General features: G+C 66.0%; 23 protein-coding genes. 12 read left to right on the top strand and 11 right to left on the bottom strand.

Annotated elements, in window-relative coordinates:
* Positions 1-150 precede the first annotated feature (150 nt).
* The 5 genes from D5301_RS13040 (at position 151) to dxs (ending at position 6528) form a co-directional block, all read left to right on the top strand.
* Positions 151-702 (top strand): lipocalin family protein, encoded by a 552-nt coding sequence (locus tag D5301_RS13040; RefSeq protein ID WP_153855911.1) that lies wholly within the window; start codon positions 151-153, stop codon positions 700-702.
* 163 nt (positions 703-865) lie between these two features.
* A complete protein-coding gene (locus tag D5301_RS13035) occupies positions 866-1342 on the top strand; it encodes an LEA type 2 family protein (protein ID WP_110712962.1) in 477 nt (158 codons plus the stop codon).
* 64 nt (positions 1343-1406) lie between these two features.
* Positions 1407-3197, top strand: coding sequence for an acyl-CoA dehydrogenase C-terminal domain-containing protein (locus D5301_RS13030; RefSeq protein WP_153855910.1), 1791 nt, complete (start codon positions 1407-1409; stop codon positions 3195-3197).
* A gap of 652 nt (positions 3198-3849) precedes the next feature.
* On the top strand, positions 3850-4515 hold the full coding sequence (locus tag D5301_RS13025; RefSeq protein ID WP_019336875.1) for an HNH endonuclease: 666 nt from the start codon (positions 3850-3852) through the stop codon (positions 4513-4515).
* 105 nt (positions 4516-4620) lie between these two features.
* Positions 4621-6528 (top strand): 1-deoxy-D-xylulose-5-phosphate synthase, encoded by a 1908-nt coding sequence (dxs, locus tag D5301_RS13020; RefSeq protein ID WP_049424033.1) that lies wholly within the window; start codon positions 4621-4623, stop codon positions 6526-6528.
* 152 nt (positions 6529-6680) lie between these two features.
* Here the strand turns inward: dxs and D5301_RS13015 are convergent, their stop codons facing one another.
* The 3 genes from D5301_RS13015 to D5301_RS13005 all read right to left on the bottom strand — a co-directional run bounded on the left by D5301_RS13015 (position 6681) and on the right by D5301_RS13005 (position 7969).
* Positions 6681-6884 (bottom strand): hypothetical protein, encoded by a 204-nt coding sequence (locus D5301_RS13015; RefSeq protein WP_005417823.1) that lies wholly within the window; start codon positions 6882-6884, stop codon positions 6681-6683.
* Between the two features lie 183 nt (positions 6885-7067).
* Positions 7068-7631 carry a DUF3011 domain-containing protein gene (locus D5301_RS13010; RefSeq protein WP_153855909.1) on the bottom strand — a complete coding sequence of 188 codons (564 nt, stop codon included), beginning with the start codon at positions 7629-7631 and terminating at the stop codon, positions 7068-7070.
* 131 nt (positions 7632-7762) lie between these two features.
* Entirely contained in the window at positions 7763-7969 is a 207-nt protein-coding gene (locus tag D5301_RS13005) for a hypothetical protein (RefSeq protein ID WP_110712966.1), read from the bottom strand.
* Between the two features lie 404 nt (positions 7970-8373).
* On the opposite strand from D5301_RS13005, the gene D5301_RS13000 reads away from it, so the two are divergent.
* From D5301_RS13000 to D5301_RS12985, 4 genes are all read left to right on the top strand, one after another.
* Positions 8374-8658, top strand: a complete 285-nt coding sequence (locus D5301_RS13000; RefSeq protein WP_153855908.1) for a hypothetical protein — start codon at positions 8374-8376, stop codon at positions 8656-8658.
* A gap of 12 nt (positions 8659-8670) precedes the next feature.
* Positions 8671-8904, top strand: a complete 234-nt coding sequence (locus D5301_RS12995; protein WP_111117902.1) for a DUF1653 domain-containing protein — start codon at positions 8671-8673, stop codon at positions 8902-8904.
* Positions 8905-8990: 86 nt separating this feature from the next.
* Positions 8991-9563 carry a TetR/AcrR family transcriptional regulator gene (locus tag D5301_RS12990; RefSeq protein ID WP_153855907.1) on the top strand — a complete coding sequence of 191 codons (573 nt, stop codon included), beginning with the start codon at positions 8991-8993 and terminating at the stop codon, positions 9561-9563.
* Between the two features lie 13 nt (positions 9564-9576).
* Positions 9577-9909, top strand: coding sequence for an SMR family transporter (locus D5301_RS12985; protein ID WP_153855906.1), 333 nt, complete (start codon positions 9577-9579; stop codon positions 9907-9909).
* Positions 9910-9931: 22 nt separating this feature from the next.
* Here the strand turns inward: D5301_RS12985 and D5301_RS12980 are convergent, their stop codons facing one another.
* The 5 genes from D5301_RS12980 to D5301_RS12960 form a co-directional block, all read right to left on the bottom strand.
* A complete protein-coding gene (locus tag D5301_RS12980; protein ID WP_006380555.1) occupies positions 9932-10105 on the bottom strand; it encodes a DUF1328 domain-containing protein in 174 nt (57 codons plus the stop codon).
* A gap of 94 nt (positions 10106-10199) precedes the next feature.
* The gene (locus D5301_RS12975) at positions 10200-10841 is read right to left on the bottom strand and encodes a LysE family translocator (RefSeq protein WP_032128667.1); all 642 of its coding nucleotides are present in this window, start codon (positions 10839-10841) and stop codon (positions 10200-10202) included.
* A gap of 98 nt (positions 10842-10939) precedes the next feature.
* Positions 10940-11548 (bottom strand): ATP-dependent Clp protease proteolytic subunit, encoded by a 609-nt coding sequence (locus D5301_RS12970; protein WP_032128666.1) that lies wholly within the window; start codon positions 11546-11548, stop codon positions 10940-10942.
* A gap of 37 nt (positions 11549-11585) precedes the next feature.
* A complete protein-coding gene (locus D5301_RS12965) occupies positions 11586-11933 on the bottom strand; it encodes a polyketide cyclase (RefSeq protein WP_088026629.1) in 348 nt (115 codons plus the stop codon).
* Positions 11933-12244 (bottom strand): metalloregulator ArsR/SmtB family transcription factor, encoded by a 312-nt coding sequence (locus D5301_RS12960; protein WP_042358872.1) that lies wholly within the window; start codon positions 12242-12244, stop codon positions 11933-11935. Before D5301_RS12960 ends, D5301_RS12965 begins: the two co-directional genes overlap by 1 nt.
* Positions 12245-12330: 86 nt before the next feature.
* On the opposite strand from D5301_RS12960, the gene D5301_RS12955 reads away from it, so the two are divergent.
* Positions 12331-13023 carry an aspartate/glutamate racemase family protein gene (locus tag D5301_RS12955; protein ID WP_110712971.1) on the top strand — a complete coding sequence of 231 codons (693 nt, stop codon included), beginning with the start codon at positions 12331-12333 and terminating at the stop codon, positions 13021-13023.
* A gap of 24 nt (positions 13024-13047) precedes the next feature.
* Here D5301_RS12955 and D5301_RS12950 read toward each other — a convergent pair whose 3' ends face one another.
* On the bottom strand, positions 13048-13443 hold the full coding sequence (locus tag D5301_RS12950; protein WP_100435043.1) for a hypothetical protein: 396 nt from the start codon (positions 13441-13443) through the stop codon (positions 13048-13050).
* Between the two features lie 242 nt (positions 13444-13685).
* Between D5301_RS12950 and D5301_RS12945 the strand changes: the two genes are divergently transcribed.
* Positions 13686-14195: a DUF3011 domain-containing protein gene (locus D5301_RS12945; RefSeq protein WP_153855905.1), complete on the top strand. Its 510-nt coding sequence runs from the start codon at positions 13686-13688 to the stop codon at positions 14193-14195.
* 85 nt (positions 14196-14280) lie between these two features.
* Positions 14281-14718, top strand: a complete 438-nt coding sequence (locus D5301_RS12940; protein WP_153855904.1) for a GNAT family N-acetyltransferase — start codon at positions 14281-14283, stop codon at positions 14716-14718.
* Here the strand turns inward: D5301_RS12940 and D5301_RS12935 are convergent.
* Both D5301_RS12935 and D5301_RS12930 read right to left on the bottom strand, forming a co-directional pair.
* Positions 14697-15038, bottom strand: coding sequence for a phosphotyrosine protein phosphatase (locus D5301_RS12935; RefSeq protein ID WP_153855903.1), 342 nt, complete (start codon positions 15036-15038; stop codon positions 14697-14699). The two genes, D5301_RS12940 and D5301_RS12935, sit on opposite strands and share 22 nt — an antisense overlap.
* Positions 15035-15235, bottom strand: a complete 201-nt coding sequence (locus tag D5301_RS12930; protein WP_153855902.1) for a hypothetical protein — start codon at positions 15233-15235, stop codon at positions 15035-15037. Before D5301_RS12930 ends, D5301_RS12935 begins: the two co-directional genes overlap by 4 nt.
* Positions 15236-15377: the final 142 nt, after the last annotated feature.

Below are 15377 nucleotides of genomic sequence, written 5' to 3'. Positions count from 1 at the left end.
CCTGCAGAAATGCAGGTCTTTTTTTGTTCGCGATACCCCCTCAACGCCTGACCTTCTTCCATGACAGGCGGCTACCTGTCGATTGACGAAACATTTACACCGGCCCGTGCCGTGGCACCTACGCTCCAGACTCCTGCCTGGAGCCTGCCGATGCCTCTGCGCCCCGCCCTGCTCGCCTGCCTGCTGCTGGCCGTCTTTCCGGTGATCGCCGCCGAACCGGTGCGTGCAGTCGACACGCTGGACATCGACCGCTATGCAGGCCAGTGGCACGAGATCGCGCACCTGCCGGTGTCGTTCCAGAAGCAGTGTGTCGGCGAGATCACCGCCAACTACGGGCTGCGCCGCGATGGCCGCATCAGTGTCACCAATGCCTGCCGCAACGGCGATGGCGAACGCGTGGTTGCTGAAGGCGTGGCGCGCCCGGTTGCCGGCCATCCCGGCCAGTTGCAGGTGCGCTTCGTGCCGGACTGGCTGAGCTGGGTGCCACTGGTCTGGGCCGACTACTGGGTTCTGGCACTGGACCCGGACTACCAATGGGCGCTGGTCGGTGAACCGGACCGCAAGTACCTGTGGATTCTCTCGCGCCTGCCGGAAATGGATCGCGCCCGGTTCGAACAGCTGAAAGAAAAAGCCGAAGCCATGGGCTACGACCTCGGACCACTGCGCCTGATGGCTCCGTTGCGCGATACGGCCACCGATTGAACCGCGCCGCAATCCGGCGCACCACGCGCGCTCGATCCGGCGCCGCGCACGCCCGTCCGCCATCTTCACGCGCTACCCTCTGCGACGGGTCGCCACAGGCGCTCCAAACAACCATACGCCGTAGTATGCTTATCCAACGCACCCCTCCAGAGGACCTGCGCCCATGCTCCACCGCTTCCGTATCGCCTTGATCGTCCTGTGCACCCTCGCCCTTGTTGCCTGCAACAACGGCATCGTCAAGCGTGTTTCGGAACCGGCGGCCAGCCTGCAGCAGCTGACCGTGCGCGCCGACGGCAACTGGACCGTGGCCCTGCGCCTGCAGAACTACAGTTCCATGCCGATGACCTTCGATGATGTCGCACTGGCGCTGACTGTCGGCGACAGCGACGCCGGCACCCTGATGGCCAAGCCCGGCATCTCCATCGGCGGCACCTCCGCCGACGTCATCAATGTCGACCTCGTGCCCAGCTCGGCCGCACGCCTGGTGGTGGCCGACGCGCTGGCCGGCAACCGCACCCTGGCCTATGGCCTGAAGGGAACGGTGGCGGCCACGCCGCAGGAAAAGAAGCAGCGCAGCTTCGACATCAGCAGCCGCAGCACCCTCAACCAGGCCCCCGGCCTGCCCGGCGTACTGCGCTGAACCCGCCTTTCGTCGCGGCGCCCCGCGCCGCTCTCCCCTGCCCTGATCAAATCGAGACGTACCGATGAGCAGCTACACCGCCCCGCTTTCCGACCTCCGTTTCGCCCTGCACGACGTGCTCAAGGTCGAACCCCTGTTCGCCCGCCTGGGCTTCACCGACGCCACCGCCGACGTGGTCGATGCCGTGCTGGAAGAAGCCGGCCGCTTCAGCGCCACCGTGCTGGCCCCGCTCAACAGCGTCGGCGACGAGATCGGCTGCGTGCTCGACCAGGCCACCGGCGAAGTGACCACCCCGCCCGGCTTCAAGCAGGCCTACGACCAGTTCGTCGATGGCGGCTGGACCGGCCTGACCGCCTCGCCGGAGCTGGGCGGCCAGGGACTGCCGCACACCCTGGGCGTGCCGCTCAACGAAATGATCAATGCCGCCAACCTGGCGTGGGGCAACTTCCCGCTGCTCTCGCACGGCGCCATCGAAGCGCTGAAGCAGCACGGCGAAGCCTGGCAGCACGAGGCCTTCCTGAAGCCGCTGATCGAGGGCCGCTGGACCGGCACCATGTGCCTGACCGAACCGCACTGCGGCACCGACCTGGGCCTGCTCAAGACCAAGGCCGAGCCGAATGCCGATGGCAGCTATTCGATCACCGGCACCAAGATCTTCATCACCGCCGGCGAGCATGACCTGACCGGCAACATCGTGCACCTGGTGCTGGCCAAACTGCCCGACGCTCCTCCGGGTGCCAAGGGCATCTCGCTGTTCGTCACCCCGAAGTTCAAGGTCGACCGCGAAGGCAACGTCGGCGAGCGCAACGCACTGCGCTGCGGCTCGATCGAGCACAAGATGGGCATCAAGGGGTCGGTTACCTGCGTGATGAACTTCGATGGTGCGCAGGGTTACCTGGTCGGCCAGCCGCACAAGGGCCTGCAGGCCATGTTCACCATGATGAACACCGCGCGCCTGGGCGTCGGCCTGCAGGGCATCGGCCTGTCCGAGCGCGCCTACCAGAACGCACTGAAGTACAGCCGTGAGCGCCTGCAGTCGCGCGCCCTGAGCGGCGCCAAGTTCCCGGACAAGCCGGCCGACCCGATCCTGGTCCATCCGGATGTGCGCCGCATGCTGCTGACGGTGAAGTCACTGGTCGAGGGCAGCCGCCTGCTGGCCCTGCACGCCGCCACCCTGATCGACGTCGCCCACCACGCCGAGGATGCCGCCGAGCGCGAGCGCGCCGACACCCTGGTGAGCTTCCTGACCCCGATCTCCAAGGCCTGCCAGACCGAATGGGGCATCGAGAACACCTACAACGCCCTGCAGTGCTTCGGTGGCCACGGCTACATCCGCGAACACGGCATGGAGCAGCTGGCCCGCGATGCCCGCATCACCACGCTGTATGAAGGCACCACCGGCATCCAGGCGCTGGACCTGATCGGCCGCAAGACCGCGTCCAGCCAGGGCGCCGGCCTGAAGCTGATGCTGGCCGAGATCGAGGCGTTCGCCAAGGCCAACGAGGGCAACGAAGCGCTGGCCGAGTTCATCGGCCCGCTGCGCGCCAAGGCCGCCGAATGGGGCAAGCTGACCCTGGACGTGCTGCAGCGCGCGGCCGCCAACCCGGACGAACTGGGCGCAGCCAGCTACGACTACCTGTTCTATTCGGGCTACGTGGTGCTGGCTTACTGGTGGGCCCGCAGCGTGGCGGCCGCCGATGCCAGCGCGCACGGCGCCGCTTTCGCCCAGGGCAAGCGCGAGACCGCACGGTTCTACTTCACCCGCGTGCTGCCGCGCACCCTCAGCCACGCCGCCGCGATCCAGGCCGGCGCCGCCCCGCTGATGGCGATGGACGACGAGCGCTTCGGCGCCTGAGCCGGGCTGCGCCCGGCACCCGCAGTAGTGCCGGCCGCTGGCCGGCCACCGCAACAGCAACATCAACGGCAAGAGCTGGCTTCCTGCGGGGTGGCGAGGTGGGTCCAATTGCGGGGGACGCTGCAAGTACGTCCATGTAAGCTCGGTCGCCGCATCCATGCGGCTCACGCCCCCGCAACCGGACCCACCCCGCCTTCGACAGATTTCTGCTGCTGGTAGGTGTCGACCTTGGTCGACACGGCAGATCCACGCCATGCGTGGATGCGGGGTCAGAGCCCTTTCCTGCGGAAAGGGATCCGACCCCAGCCTGACAGCCCGCCCCACAATCCCTCTGGAGAAAAGCCCCCTTTTGTTAAAGGGGGCGCGCCGACAGGCGCGGGGAATAGGTGGAATGCGTGGACCTGAATGTTGACGATTTGTGTATCGCCGGTTNTGGATGCGGGGTCAGAGCCCTTTCCTGCGGAAAGGGATCCGACCCCAGCCTGACAGCCCGCCCCACAATCCCTCTGGAGAAAAGCCCCCTTTTGTTAAAGGGGGCGCGCCGACAGGCGCGGGGAATAGGTGGAATGCGTGGACCTGAATGTTGACGATTTGTGTATCGCCGGTTGGCGATACACAAATCGTCAACATTCAGGTATAAGCTGTTCTCCCGATGGAGACAGACACTACACGCTTGGGTCTGATCGAAGCCGGAGCTCCGTTTTCTGCTCCGGGCGCCGAAGCATCGCCCAACGCCACGACGCTGCATCGCCCCGGTTCGGTCCGGCTGCTCTCGCTGGATGCCCACGGACGCGTACTGGACTGGATCACCTGGCAGGATGCGGCCTGCCTCTACGCTCGTGAAGCCGTGGCCTGGACGCTGGGCGATCCCTGCCTGCACATCCACGGCGGCACCAACCGCTTCAGCGGCCTGCAGAGCGGCATGGACCTGCACCCGATCATCGCCGCCCGCGGCCACGCCCGCTCCCGCGCGATCGACCCCACGCCGAACCTGACCAACCCGGCCCTGTTCGCCCGCGACGCGCACCTGTGCATGTACTGCGGCCAGCAGTTCAACCGCCCCACGCTCACCCGCGACCACGTCATGCCGCTGTCCAAGGGGGGCCTGGACTGCTGGGAAAACGTGGTCACCGCCTGCTTCCACTGCAACTCGCGCAAGAGCGACCGCACCCCGCAGCAGGCCGGAATGCCGTTGCTGGCGGTGCCTTACCGGCCCAGCTGGATCGAGCACCTGATCCTGTCCAACCGCAACATCCTGGCCGACCAGATGGCCTTCCTGAAGGCGCAATTGCCCAAGCGGTCAAAACTGAGCACCTGAATCGCTGAAAATGCAACCCTCACCGTCCTGTCACGGGCGGCGGCGTTTGCTTGCCCCACCCCCGTTTGAGGGCGAAAATGGGCGTTCAGAACAAGTGCGAACATGATGATCGACTCTGCCCGCTATCCCCGCCTCGCGCGCATCCAGACACCGGATGACCTGCGCACGTTCGACGAATCCGAATTGAGGGCGGTCGCCGACGAACTGCGCGCCTACCTCATCGAGTCGGTGGGCAAGAGCGGCGGCCACTTCGCCGCCGGCCTGGGCGTGATCGAACTCACCGTGGCCCTGCACTACCTGTACCAGACTCCGCAGGACCAGCTGGTCTGGGACGTCGGTCACCAGACCTACCCGCACAAGATCCTGACCGGTCGCCGCGACGAGATCCACACCGTCAAGCAGAAGGACGGCGTCGCGCCGTTCCCGAAGCGCGAAGAGAGCGAGTACGACACCTTCGGCGTCGGCCACTCCTCGACCTCGATCTCGGCCGCACTCGGCATGGCCATCGCCCGCCAGTCCGAAGGCGACAACCGCCAGGTCGTTGCAGTGATCGGTGATGGCGCAATGACCGCCGGCATGGCCTTCGAAGCGCTGATGCACGCCGGCGGCATGGAGCCCGAGCCGAACCTGCTGGTGATCCTCAACGACAACAACATGTCGATCTCGGAGGCGGTGGGTGGCCTGACCAAGATGCTCGGCCGCGCCACCGGCAGCCGCACGCTCAACGCGCTGCGCGAAGGCGGCAAGAAGATCCTCGGCGACAAGAAGAACAACCCGGCGCGCTTCGTGAAGCGCTGGGAAGAACACTGGAAGGGCATGTTCGTGCCGTCCACGATGTTCGAGGAAATGGGCTTCCACTACACCGGTCCGATCGACGGTCACGACATGTCCGCCCTGCTGTCCACGCTGAAGACGCTGCGCGCCTCCAAGGGCCCGAAGCTGCTGCACGTGATGACCACCAAGGGCAAGGGCTACGAGCCGGCCGAAGGCGACCAGATCGGTTACCACGCCGTCGGCCCGTTCGATCCGGACAAGGGCCTGGTGGCCAAGGCCGGTGCCAAGAAGCCGACCTACACCGATGTGTTCAGCGACTGGCTGTGTGACGCCGCCGCCGCCGAGCCGCGCCTGTACGGCATCACCCCGGCGATGCGCGAGGGCTCCGGCCTGGTGCGCTTCAGCAAGGAATACCCGCAGCGCTATTTCGACGTGGCAATTGCCGAACAGCACGCGGTCACTCTCGCCGCCGGCATGGCCACCCAGGGTGGCAAGCCGGTGGTGGCGATCTACTCGACCTTCCTGCAGCGTGCGTACGACCAGTTGGTGCATGACGTGGCCATCCAGGACCTGGACGTGCTGTTCGCGATCGACCGCGCCGGCGTGGTCGGCCCGGACGGCGCCACCCATGCCGGCAACCTCGACCTGAGCTTCCTGCGCTGCGTGCCGAACCTGGTGGTGATGGCTCCGTCCAATGAAGCCGAGTGCCGGCAGATGCTCAGCACTGGCCTGCAGCACCCGGGCCCGGCCGCCGTGCGCTATCCGCGCGGCACCGGCACCGGCGTCGCCGCCGGTACCGACCTGTCGACCCTGCCGATCGGCAAGGGCGAGCTTCGCCTGCAGGGCAGCCGCGTGGCACTGCTGGCCTTTGGCAGCACCGTGGCGGCCGCCGAACAGGTCGGGCGCGAGCTGGGCCTGAGCGTGGTCAACATGCGCTTCATCAAGCCGCTGGACCGCGAGCTGGTGCTGGCCGTGGCCGCCCAGCACGAGGGCCTGGTCACGATCGAAGACAACGTGGTGGCCGGCGGCGCCGGCTCCGGCGTCGGCGAACTGCTCAACGCCGAAGGCGTACTGCGCCCGATCCTGCATCTGGGCCTGCCAGACAGTTACCAGCACCACGCCAGCCGTGAGGACCTGCTGGCCGAAGCCGGTATCGATGCGGCGGGCATCCGCGCGGCGGTACTCAAGCGCTGGCCGCAGCTGGCTGCCGGGACCCCGCCGCTCAGCGCGGCAGGCTGAGGCCGGTCACCACCAGTAGATCCACGCATGGCGTGGATCTACTGCGGAACAGGGGTCGATCCACGCCATGCGTGGAGACAGATGCAAAGTAGATCCACGCCGTGCGTGGCTAGCGGGCTCCGGAACGATGATCTGGCCGGAAACCCCAACCCTCAGCCGTAGCTGACCGCTTCCACGAACGCACCGCTGGCCTCCACCCGCACCGCAGCGCGCTGCCCGGTGTCGACGAAGTGGAGGCGTGCAAGGGTTTCAGCGAAATCGTAGGCCCGGGCACCATCGCGGAACTCGATCGGTTCCGGCCGGTCCGGGTGCAGCACGCGCCATTGGCGTTGCTCGCATTGCAGGCGGATCAACATGCAGCTCACTCCTTGAGGCAGCGTATCGACGGTGGGCGGGACACATACGCCGTCTGCGGCAGGCATCCTGCGGCAGGCATCGGCGCGACGAGTCAGGCGCACACAGAGGTGCGCCTGATCGCAGAAGATACGACGTTCAAAATGTGAGCTCTATCAGATTATTCTGATTTTCGAGGGACGCGCTCAATTCACCTGGAACTGGGCCCGGCAGCCATCGCTGACCCAGATACCACGGCGGTCCCAGCCCCAGGTCTGGCCCTCGATGCAGGCGCTGCGTGAATCCTGGCGCACCAGGCGTACGCCACGACGGATGCGGGCATCGCAGTACTCCTGGCGGTGGCCGTTGGAATGGCAGGTGATCACCTCACCTCCGCCCCAGCCATTGCCACCGTTGCCCCAGCCGTTGCCATGGCCACCACCCCAGCCACCGCCACGGCGGTACTCGCCAACGAACTCGGCACGGCAGCCCTGGGTGACCCACACACCGTAGCGCGATTGCCCCCAGGTCTCGCCTTCCACGCAGGGCGAGCCGGACAGTTGGCGGATCATCCGCGCCCGGCCTTCCAGGCGGCACTCGTTGCTGCGGTTCTTGATCGATTCGCAGCGCACGATGCCGCTGCCTTCGCGGCTGCCGTAGCGGTCATCGTCATAACCGTAGCCATAGCTCTGCGCCTGGGCGCCGCCCGCAGCGGCCAGCATTGGCAGCAGGGTGCAGGCCAGGGTGCGCCAGGTGAGTGCCTTGCCCATCGAAATCTCCGGATGAATACGATGGCGCAAGCATCCGGGATTCATGAGGCGGCGCACAGGGGGGTACGCGGCGGCGGTTTTTCCCCATTCAAACAACCCAACCGTGGCTGACTGCGCCACGGCCGGTGGCGTCAATCTCCGACGTGGAGCGCATCCACCGTGCTGCCGAGTGCCTCGACCCGGACCGTGCTGCGCTGGCCGGTGCGACGATGGTGCTCGAGGGCCAGCGCAGCGGCCGCGTCGAAGGCATCGGCACCGCGGGCGTAACGGGTGGCGTCACCCGCCTTCGGATGCAACACGGACCAGTGCCGGGCAGTGCATTGGACAGTAAAGACCATGAGAAGCTCCTGCGGAAGGAAAGAGGCGGTGACAGGCGGCAGGGCCACGTGCCAGTACACCCTCAGGCTATCGATCGCGTCGGAGATGGCCTATCAGATTTGTACGAAAATGCCTCAGGATTCGGTCGGGCGCTTCCCAACCCTCACATCCCTGAGGCTGTTTAGTGAAGGCGTTCCGTGACCCTTGTCACGGAGTTGACGGAGCTTCACACTACCGTCACCAACAGGGGCCCCTTCCACATGCGCACCTTCTTCTCGCAGCAGCGCTGGACGCTGCTGAAGTTCTATTTCGTGGCCAGCTATCTGGTGCTGATTGAAGAGCTGATCCGCGCCGCCATGCACTGAGCGCTTGCTGCAGGGCTATTTGCGACAGACACTGTCGCTTTAGGCACGGAGCCCGCCCGATGAAAGCGCTTCTTCTGATTCCAGCCCTGCTGGTGCTGTCCGCCTGTGCCAACCAGCATCAGGCCGCTGCACGTGCCGATACGGCGGCCACTTCGCCTTCCATGCCGAAGGTCGGCGGCGATCGCGATGCCCACGGTTGCATCGGTTCGGCCGGCTACCAATGGTGCGAGCACAACCAGCGCTGCGAACGCCCTTGGGAACTGGCGCAGGCGCAGGGTCTGGCGAACACCGCCGAAGCCATCGATGCCTACTGCGCGAAGCCGGCCAGCCCGGCGCGCAAGTGAGCCGCGCGCACCATGGCTGAGCTGAGCCCGCTGCCCACCCTTGCCCCTGGCCGCTACCGCCATTTCAAGGGCGGCGAGTACGAAGTGATCGACATCGTGCGCAGCAGCGAGACGCTGGAGCCACTGGTGCTGTATCGCGCGCTCTATGGCGAAGGCGGCCTGTGGGTACGCCCGTACCCGATGTTCGTCGAACAGGTACCGGGCGAACACGGACCGCAGCCGCGCTTCGCACGCATCGACGGTTGAATCCACGCTGCCGGCCACGGTCGGCAGTTACGGCGCGGCGGTGGGCCTGCGCTACAATCGTACCGTCCAGTCGGTTTCTTCCTGCCATGTCCGCATCCCCTTCCCGTTCGCGCCGCAAGGCGCCCGACAGCGTGCGCCAGTCGCTGCTGCAGGCCACCATCGAAGTGATCGGCCAGCAGGGCCTGGCGGCACTGACCGTGCAGGACGTCGCACATGCCGCAGGCGTCAGCAAGGGCGCGCTGTTCCATCATTTCAGCAGCAAGCAGGTACTGGTCGACGAGGCCATCGGCGCGCTCATCGGCGAGTTCGAAGCACGGGTGCGCGCCCTGCTGCAGGAAAATCCGGTGGGGCATGGCAGCTTCAGCCGCGCCTATGTACAGGCCAACTTCGAACACCTGCTGCAGCAGGAACAGGACAACGACATCGGCCTGACCATGGGCAACCTGATGGAACCCGGCCTGCTGGTGCACTGGCGCACCTGGAAACGCGCGATGCTGGCCGAATTCCCCGACGAAGCCAACGATGCCCGCCTGTATGCAGCGCGCTGTGCCGCCGATGGCTATTGGGCCACCGCTTACGGCCGACCGCTGGACGAGGAAGAACGCGCCAACGCATTGGCGATGGCCGAACAGGCCCTGAAACTATGCGACCCGCAGTGAGCAGGAGCGCTCAATGAATCCCTATCTCTACCTTGCCGCTGCCATCGTGCTGGAAGTAATTGCCACGTCGCTGCTGAAGGCATCCGACGGCATGAGCCGGCTGGCGCCGACACTGGGCGCGCTGGTCGGCTATGTACTGTGCTTCTACCTGCTGTCGGTGACCATGAAATCGATACCGACCGGCATTGCCTACGCCATCTGGTCCGGCGTCGGCATCGTGCTGATCTCGTTGATCGGGCTGGTGGTGTTCAAGCAGCGCCTGGATCCGCCGGCGTTGATCGGCATCGGCCTGATCTGTGCTGGCGTACTGGTGATCAATCTGTTCTCGCACAGCAGCGCACACTGAGTACGCTGCTGCGCGATCAACGTTAGCTGACCTTCTTCGCTACGGTCATGCCGAGCAGGAACAGCACCACGGCGATGATGATGCCGGCCCAGAACAGGAACTTGGCGATGCCGACCGCGGCGCCGGCAATGCCGCCGAAGCCGAGCACGCCCGCAATGACGCCGATGATGGCGAAGATGATGGCCCACTTGATCATGTCAAACCTTTCCCCGTGGGGACTGCGTACTGGATGATCAGGCTAGGCCGTAGCCGATGCGGCAGTCGTGAACAGGCCGCGTACGCGGCGTGAATCAGCGCGGGCGGAAACGCAGCAGGGCCACTGCAAAGGCCAGGAAAACGCTGCCCACCAGCCGCTCGAACCAGCGCCGCGCGAAGGGTTTGGCCAACCATCGGCGCAGGCCATGGCCACCGGCGGCATACATCACGTACCAGAACAGTTCGCAGCCGGCGAAGGTGGCGACCAGCACGCTGTACTGCAGCGCCTGGCCACGCGACGGGTCGACGAACTGCGGCAGGAACGCCGCAGCGAACAGCAGCAGCTTGGGATTGCTCAGGCCCACCAGAAGGCCACCACGGAACACCTTCCACGCGCCCAGCGACGCCGCAACCGGCAGCGCGGCATCGACCGTCACCGGTGGTGCCGGCCGGCAACTGTCACGCCATGCCTTCAGGCCCAGCCAGGCCAGATAGGCCACGCCCAGATAGCGCAGCACCTCAAACAGCATCGGCGAGGAATGCAGCAGCGCACTCAGGCCTGCTGCGGAGGCCGCCAGCACCAGCAGCATCGCCAGCAGGCAGCCAGCCATCGCCGGCACGCTACCGCGAAAGCCGAGCCCGACGCTGCGACCGAGGATATGCAGCATGTTCGGCCCCGGCGTACCACACAGAACGAACACCGTGGCGAGGAACCACCACCAGGTATGCAGGGCCATATCGGACATCCACTTCAGAAGATCCCACCAGCATAGAGTGCGCCGGCCTGGCGCGGCACACACAGCGCAGCATGGATGCGGTGGTTACAGAGGCAGGCTCAGGCCGCGAGCGCGTCGCGCCGTACCAGTACCTGGTCGATCAAGCCCCATTCGCATGCCTGCTCGGCACTCATGAAACGATCGCGGTCCAGGGTCTGCTCGACCTCCTCGACACTGCGTCCGCAATGCTGCGCATACAGCCGGGTGATGCGCTGCTTGGTGCGCTGCATTTCCTCGGCATGGATGAAGATGTCCGACGCCTGGCCCTGCACCCCGCCCAGCGGCTGATGCACATGCAGGCTGGCATTGGCCAACGCCGCACGGTGACCGGGCTCGCCGGCCATCAGCAGGAACGATCCCATCGACCGCGCGGTGCCCATGCACAGCGTATGCACCGGGGCCGAGATGTATTGCATGGTGTCGTACATCGCCAGGCCGCTGGAGATCACTCCACCCGGCGAGTTGATGTACAGATGGATCGGCTTCTCCGGGTTTTCCGATTCCAGGAACAGCAGCTGCGCGCAGACCAGCGCCGACACAGTGTCATCGACTTCACCGTTGAGAAAGATGATGCGCTCGCGCAGGAGCCGCGAGTAGATGTCATGGGAGCGCTCACCGCGCTCGCTGCGTTCCACCACCATTGGTATCAGCTGCATTCTGTCCCGCATGTGCCTGCTCCCTGTAGCGTTCGATCCAGGCGCCGGCTCAGGCCGCGCGCATCATGGTGCGATGATCGTCGTTGGCGGCCAACGGCAGCAGCGCGCGCAGGTCGGTGAGCCGATGCACGATGGTCAGCACCGTCCCCCCGCCGTCCGCGCGCAGCCGGAAACACACCAGGCTGTGCAGATGCGGGGGCTGCGCATCGCGCAGGTGGAACCCCAGTTCCCGCCCCTCCTCGCACAGGCAAGGCTGCGGATCGGCAAGATCGGCCGCAGGCAACCAGCGCTCACGCAGCGCCGGATCGAACAGTGCGCGCCAGACCCGTTCCGGTGGCGCTGGCAGCCACTGCTCCATCACCAACGCGGGAGCCGCTTCGTTCAGAACATCGTCCATCAGTCCATCTCCTTCAGCAGATCCTGCAAGGCATCCATCCGCGCGGGCCAGTAGGCCCGGTAGCGCTGCAGCCAGTTGCCGATGTGCGCCAGCCCGCGCGGATCGACCTCGTAGTGGACGAAACGGCCTTGGCGCTGTTCGCTCACCAGCCCGGCATCGCGCAGCACCGCCAGGTGCTGGGACATCGCAGACTGGCTGATCGCCATGCCCTCGCGCAGCGCGCTGGCATGCTGCCCGCCCTCGGCCAGCTTTTCGAAGATGTGGCGGCGGGTGGGGTCGGCCAGCGCTTTGAAGAGGGCGTTCTCGATCATGACCAACACATTAGCAATCACTAATGTGTAGTGCAACTTCCGCATCGGCTGTGCTGCAATGACGGCTCCCCGGCATGGAGCTGTGCATGAAGACCCTTGGCCTGATCGGCGGCATGAGCTGGGAAAGCTCGGCGCAGTATTACCGGCTCATCAACGAGGACGTGCGGCAGCGCCTCGGTGGCGCACATTCGGCGCAGCTGCTGCTGTGGTCGGTCGACTTCGCCCCGATCAAGCAGCTGCAGCATGACGGCGACTGGGATGCGCTGGGCGACCACATGGCCGACGCTGCACGGCGCCTGCAGGCCGGCGGCGCCGATCTGCTGCTGATCTGCACGAACACCATGCACAAGCTGGCCGACCGCATCGAGGCTGCCTGCCCCGTCCCGCTGCTGCATATCGCCGACCCCACCGCCCAGGCCATCGTGCAGGCAGGCGCTCGCAAGGTGGGCCTGCTCGGCACCGCCTTCACCATGGAACAGGACTTCTACCGCGGCCGGCTGCAGGAGCGCTTCGGGCTGGAGGTACTGGTACCCGAAGCCGATGATCGTCGCAGCGTGCACGACATCATCTACCAGGAGTTGATTGCCGGTGTGATCCGCGAACGCTCGCGGCAGGTCTACGCCGACGTGATCGCGCGCCTGGTGGCACGCGGTGCCGAAGCCATCATCCTGGGCTGTACCGAGATCATGCTGCTGGTAGGGCCGGAGGACAGCGCCGTGCCGCTGTTTGATACCACTGCACTGCATGCGCGGGCGGCGGTGGACGCGGCGCTGGCGTGAATCGATGCGCGCCGGAGCGCGGGATCAGTCCGCGCCCTGCACTTCCAGCGCGGTGATGAGCCAATCGACCACCGCCTGCGAATCACACAGGAAGAAGATGGCATCACCGGAGCGCGCTTCGGTGAGCAGGCGATAGACCGTGATCGCCACCGCCGACTGATTGGCGATGAACACTTCCGGGCTGCGCGGCCCCTCACTGTGGCCGGCAACCGCGTGCAGCGCCTTGCGTGCGGCCACGGTCGCTGCCGGGTCCGCGCTACGGGTCAGTTCCGGCCCGCGCAGGCCCCAGGCAATGAACACATGCTTGCCCTTGAACGTAGTGTCCAGGACCCGCACCTCGGCGCCGCCTGCGTCGGCCGAGCGATGAATGACGGTACTGCTGATCAACGCAACCCCCTGTGGTCGTCGTGGTCCGCGCATCCTCCCTCACAGGCCGCCCGCACGCCAGTGACGGCAGCCACAGGCTGCGCCGACAGGCGTGGAAGACATGTAAGAAGGTGTAAACCGATGCGATCGGATGTGCAGCGATGATACGGGATGTAAGCCTCTGCATGGGCCGGTGCGCACTACTAAATCCCTACTGAGCCACTTCCGGAACGATGCGTTCCGACGCCCCCGTGCTGGGTCATTCTTGCCGCCCGAATCCCCGCCCGAGGCTCCCCATGACCCTTCGCCTGCTGCTGCCGATCACCGGCGCCGCCCTTGCCCTGCTGCTGGCCGCCACCACCGTGGCCGCCCAGGACTACGACACTGATCACATTCCGGCGCTGCGCTGCGAATCCCAGTTCAACAAGACCGAGCAATGCCCCATCGAGGGCCCGATGCGCCTGGCCAGGCAACTGTCGGTCACCCGCTGCGTGGAGAACCAGAACTGGGGCCAGAGCCGCCGCACGTTGTGGGTGACCGACGGCTGCCGCGCCGAGTTCGTTGCCGACGGCTATGGGCGCGGACGCTGGCCGGGCCGCGGCAGGGACCGTGACGATGATGGCGAGCGCCTGGTCTGCGAGTCCTACGAAAAGAAGGACAAGGAATGCCGTATACGTGTGCGCCACGAGGTGCGCCTGGTCAAGCAGAAGTCGGTGACGGCCTGCATCGAGGACCAGAACTGGGGCTGGGACCGACGCGGGATCTGGGTCAGCGACGGCTGCCGTGCCGAGTTCAGGGTGTATTGACTGCCGAGCACGCGCTGGTTGCGGCGGGTGCGACTGCGCCTGCGGCAGAGCCGATAGACTGGGCCCTCCTGTCAGGAGCCCGATCATGCCCGCTGCGACCGTGCTGCGTGTCCGCGACGCGACGCCAACCGATGCCTCTGCGCTGATCGCACTCGACAGCGTGGCGGCAAGCGACCCTCGACGGGCGGAACAGATCGGCGAGTGGTTGGCGCAGGGCAACGTGCATGTTGCCGAACAGGAGCGCGAGATCGTCGGCTACATGACCCTCCATGAGCACTTCTTCGGCGAAGCCTTCGTCGAAATGCTGATGGTCGCGCGCGGGCGGCGCAGCCAGGGCGTCGGCGCCGCACTGCTGCGGCACGCGATCGCACAGCGTGGGCAACGCAAGCTGTTCACCTCGACCAATGCCTCCAACATCGCCATGCAGCGCCTGCTCGTTGCATCGGGCTTCATCGACAGCGGCATCGTGCATGGACTGGATGACGGCGACCCGGAGCTGATCTACCGTTTTGCCGGCAGCTGATCGAGATACGCCGTCACCTTGGTGTCCAGCAGATCCATCAGCACGGGATCCATGCAGCGATAGTCGTCGGGAACATCGAGGCAATGCAGGCGCTTGTGTTCCAGCAGGCGCGCGTATGCGGCCTGCAGTCGATGCTGATGCTTGGCCTCCATTACGAAGATGACATCGGCCCAGCGGATGTCCGCCGGGCCGATGGGGCGTCGTGCATGCGGGCTGGTGCCAGCCGACCGCGCAGTGAAGCCGGGCCGCCGTCGCCACATGGCTTCGGCGGTCGGGCTGCGCAGCTGGTTGCGGCTGCAGACGAACAGCAGGTTGATCATTCCTGTTCCTGCAGTTGGCGGGCGCTGAGCACCGGATAGGTGAAGCCCAGCTGGCGTGCGCGCGCGAGCTTGGCATCGCGCGTGTACAGCAGCTTCCAGTTCTTCTCGGGCTTGTAGCTGTCGGCGGTCGTGGCGCGGTCGCCACCACGGTTGCGGGCCTGGCTGCGACGCCAGGCACGGTTTCTTGCAGATTCCATGATGTGTTCTCGTGAGTACCGGGTTCAGCAGCCGCGGTAGTACGAGTGGCGCGCAGCATACACCGCGCGCACAAAAAAGCCCACGCATCGCTGCGCAGGCTTCTTGATTCATCACAGTGGTCGGGACGGCCGGATTCGAACC

It is taken from the genome of Stenotrophomonas sp. MH181796, from assembly GCF_009659995.1.
Taxonomy (GTDB): domain Bacteria; phylum Pseudomonadota; class Gammaproteobacteria; order Xanthomonadales; family Xanthomonadaceae; genus Stenotrophomonas; species Stenotrophomonas riyadhensis.
The sequence above is the reverse complement of the archived record's forward strand: the minus strand, read 5'-3'. Positions and strand labels throughout refer to the sequence as shown.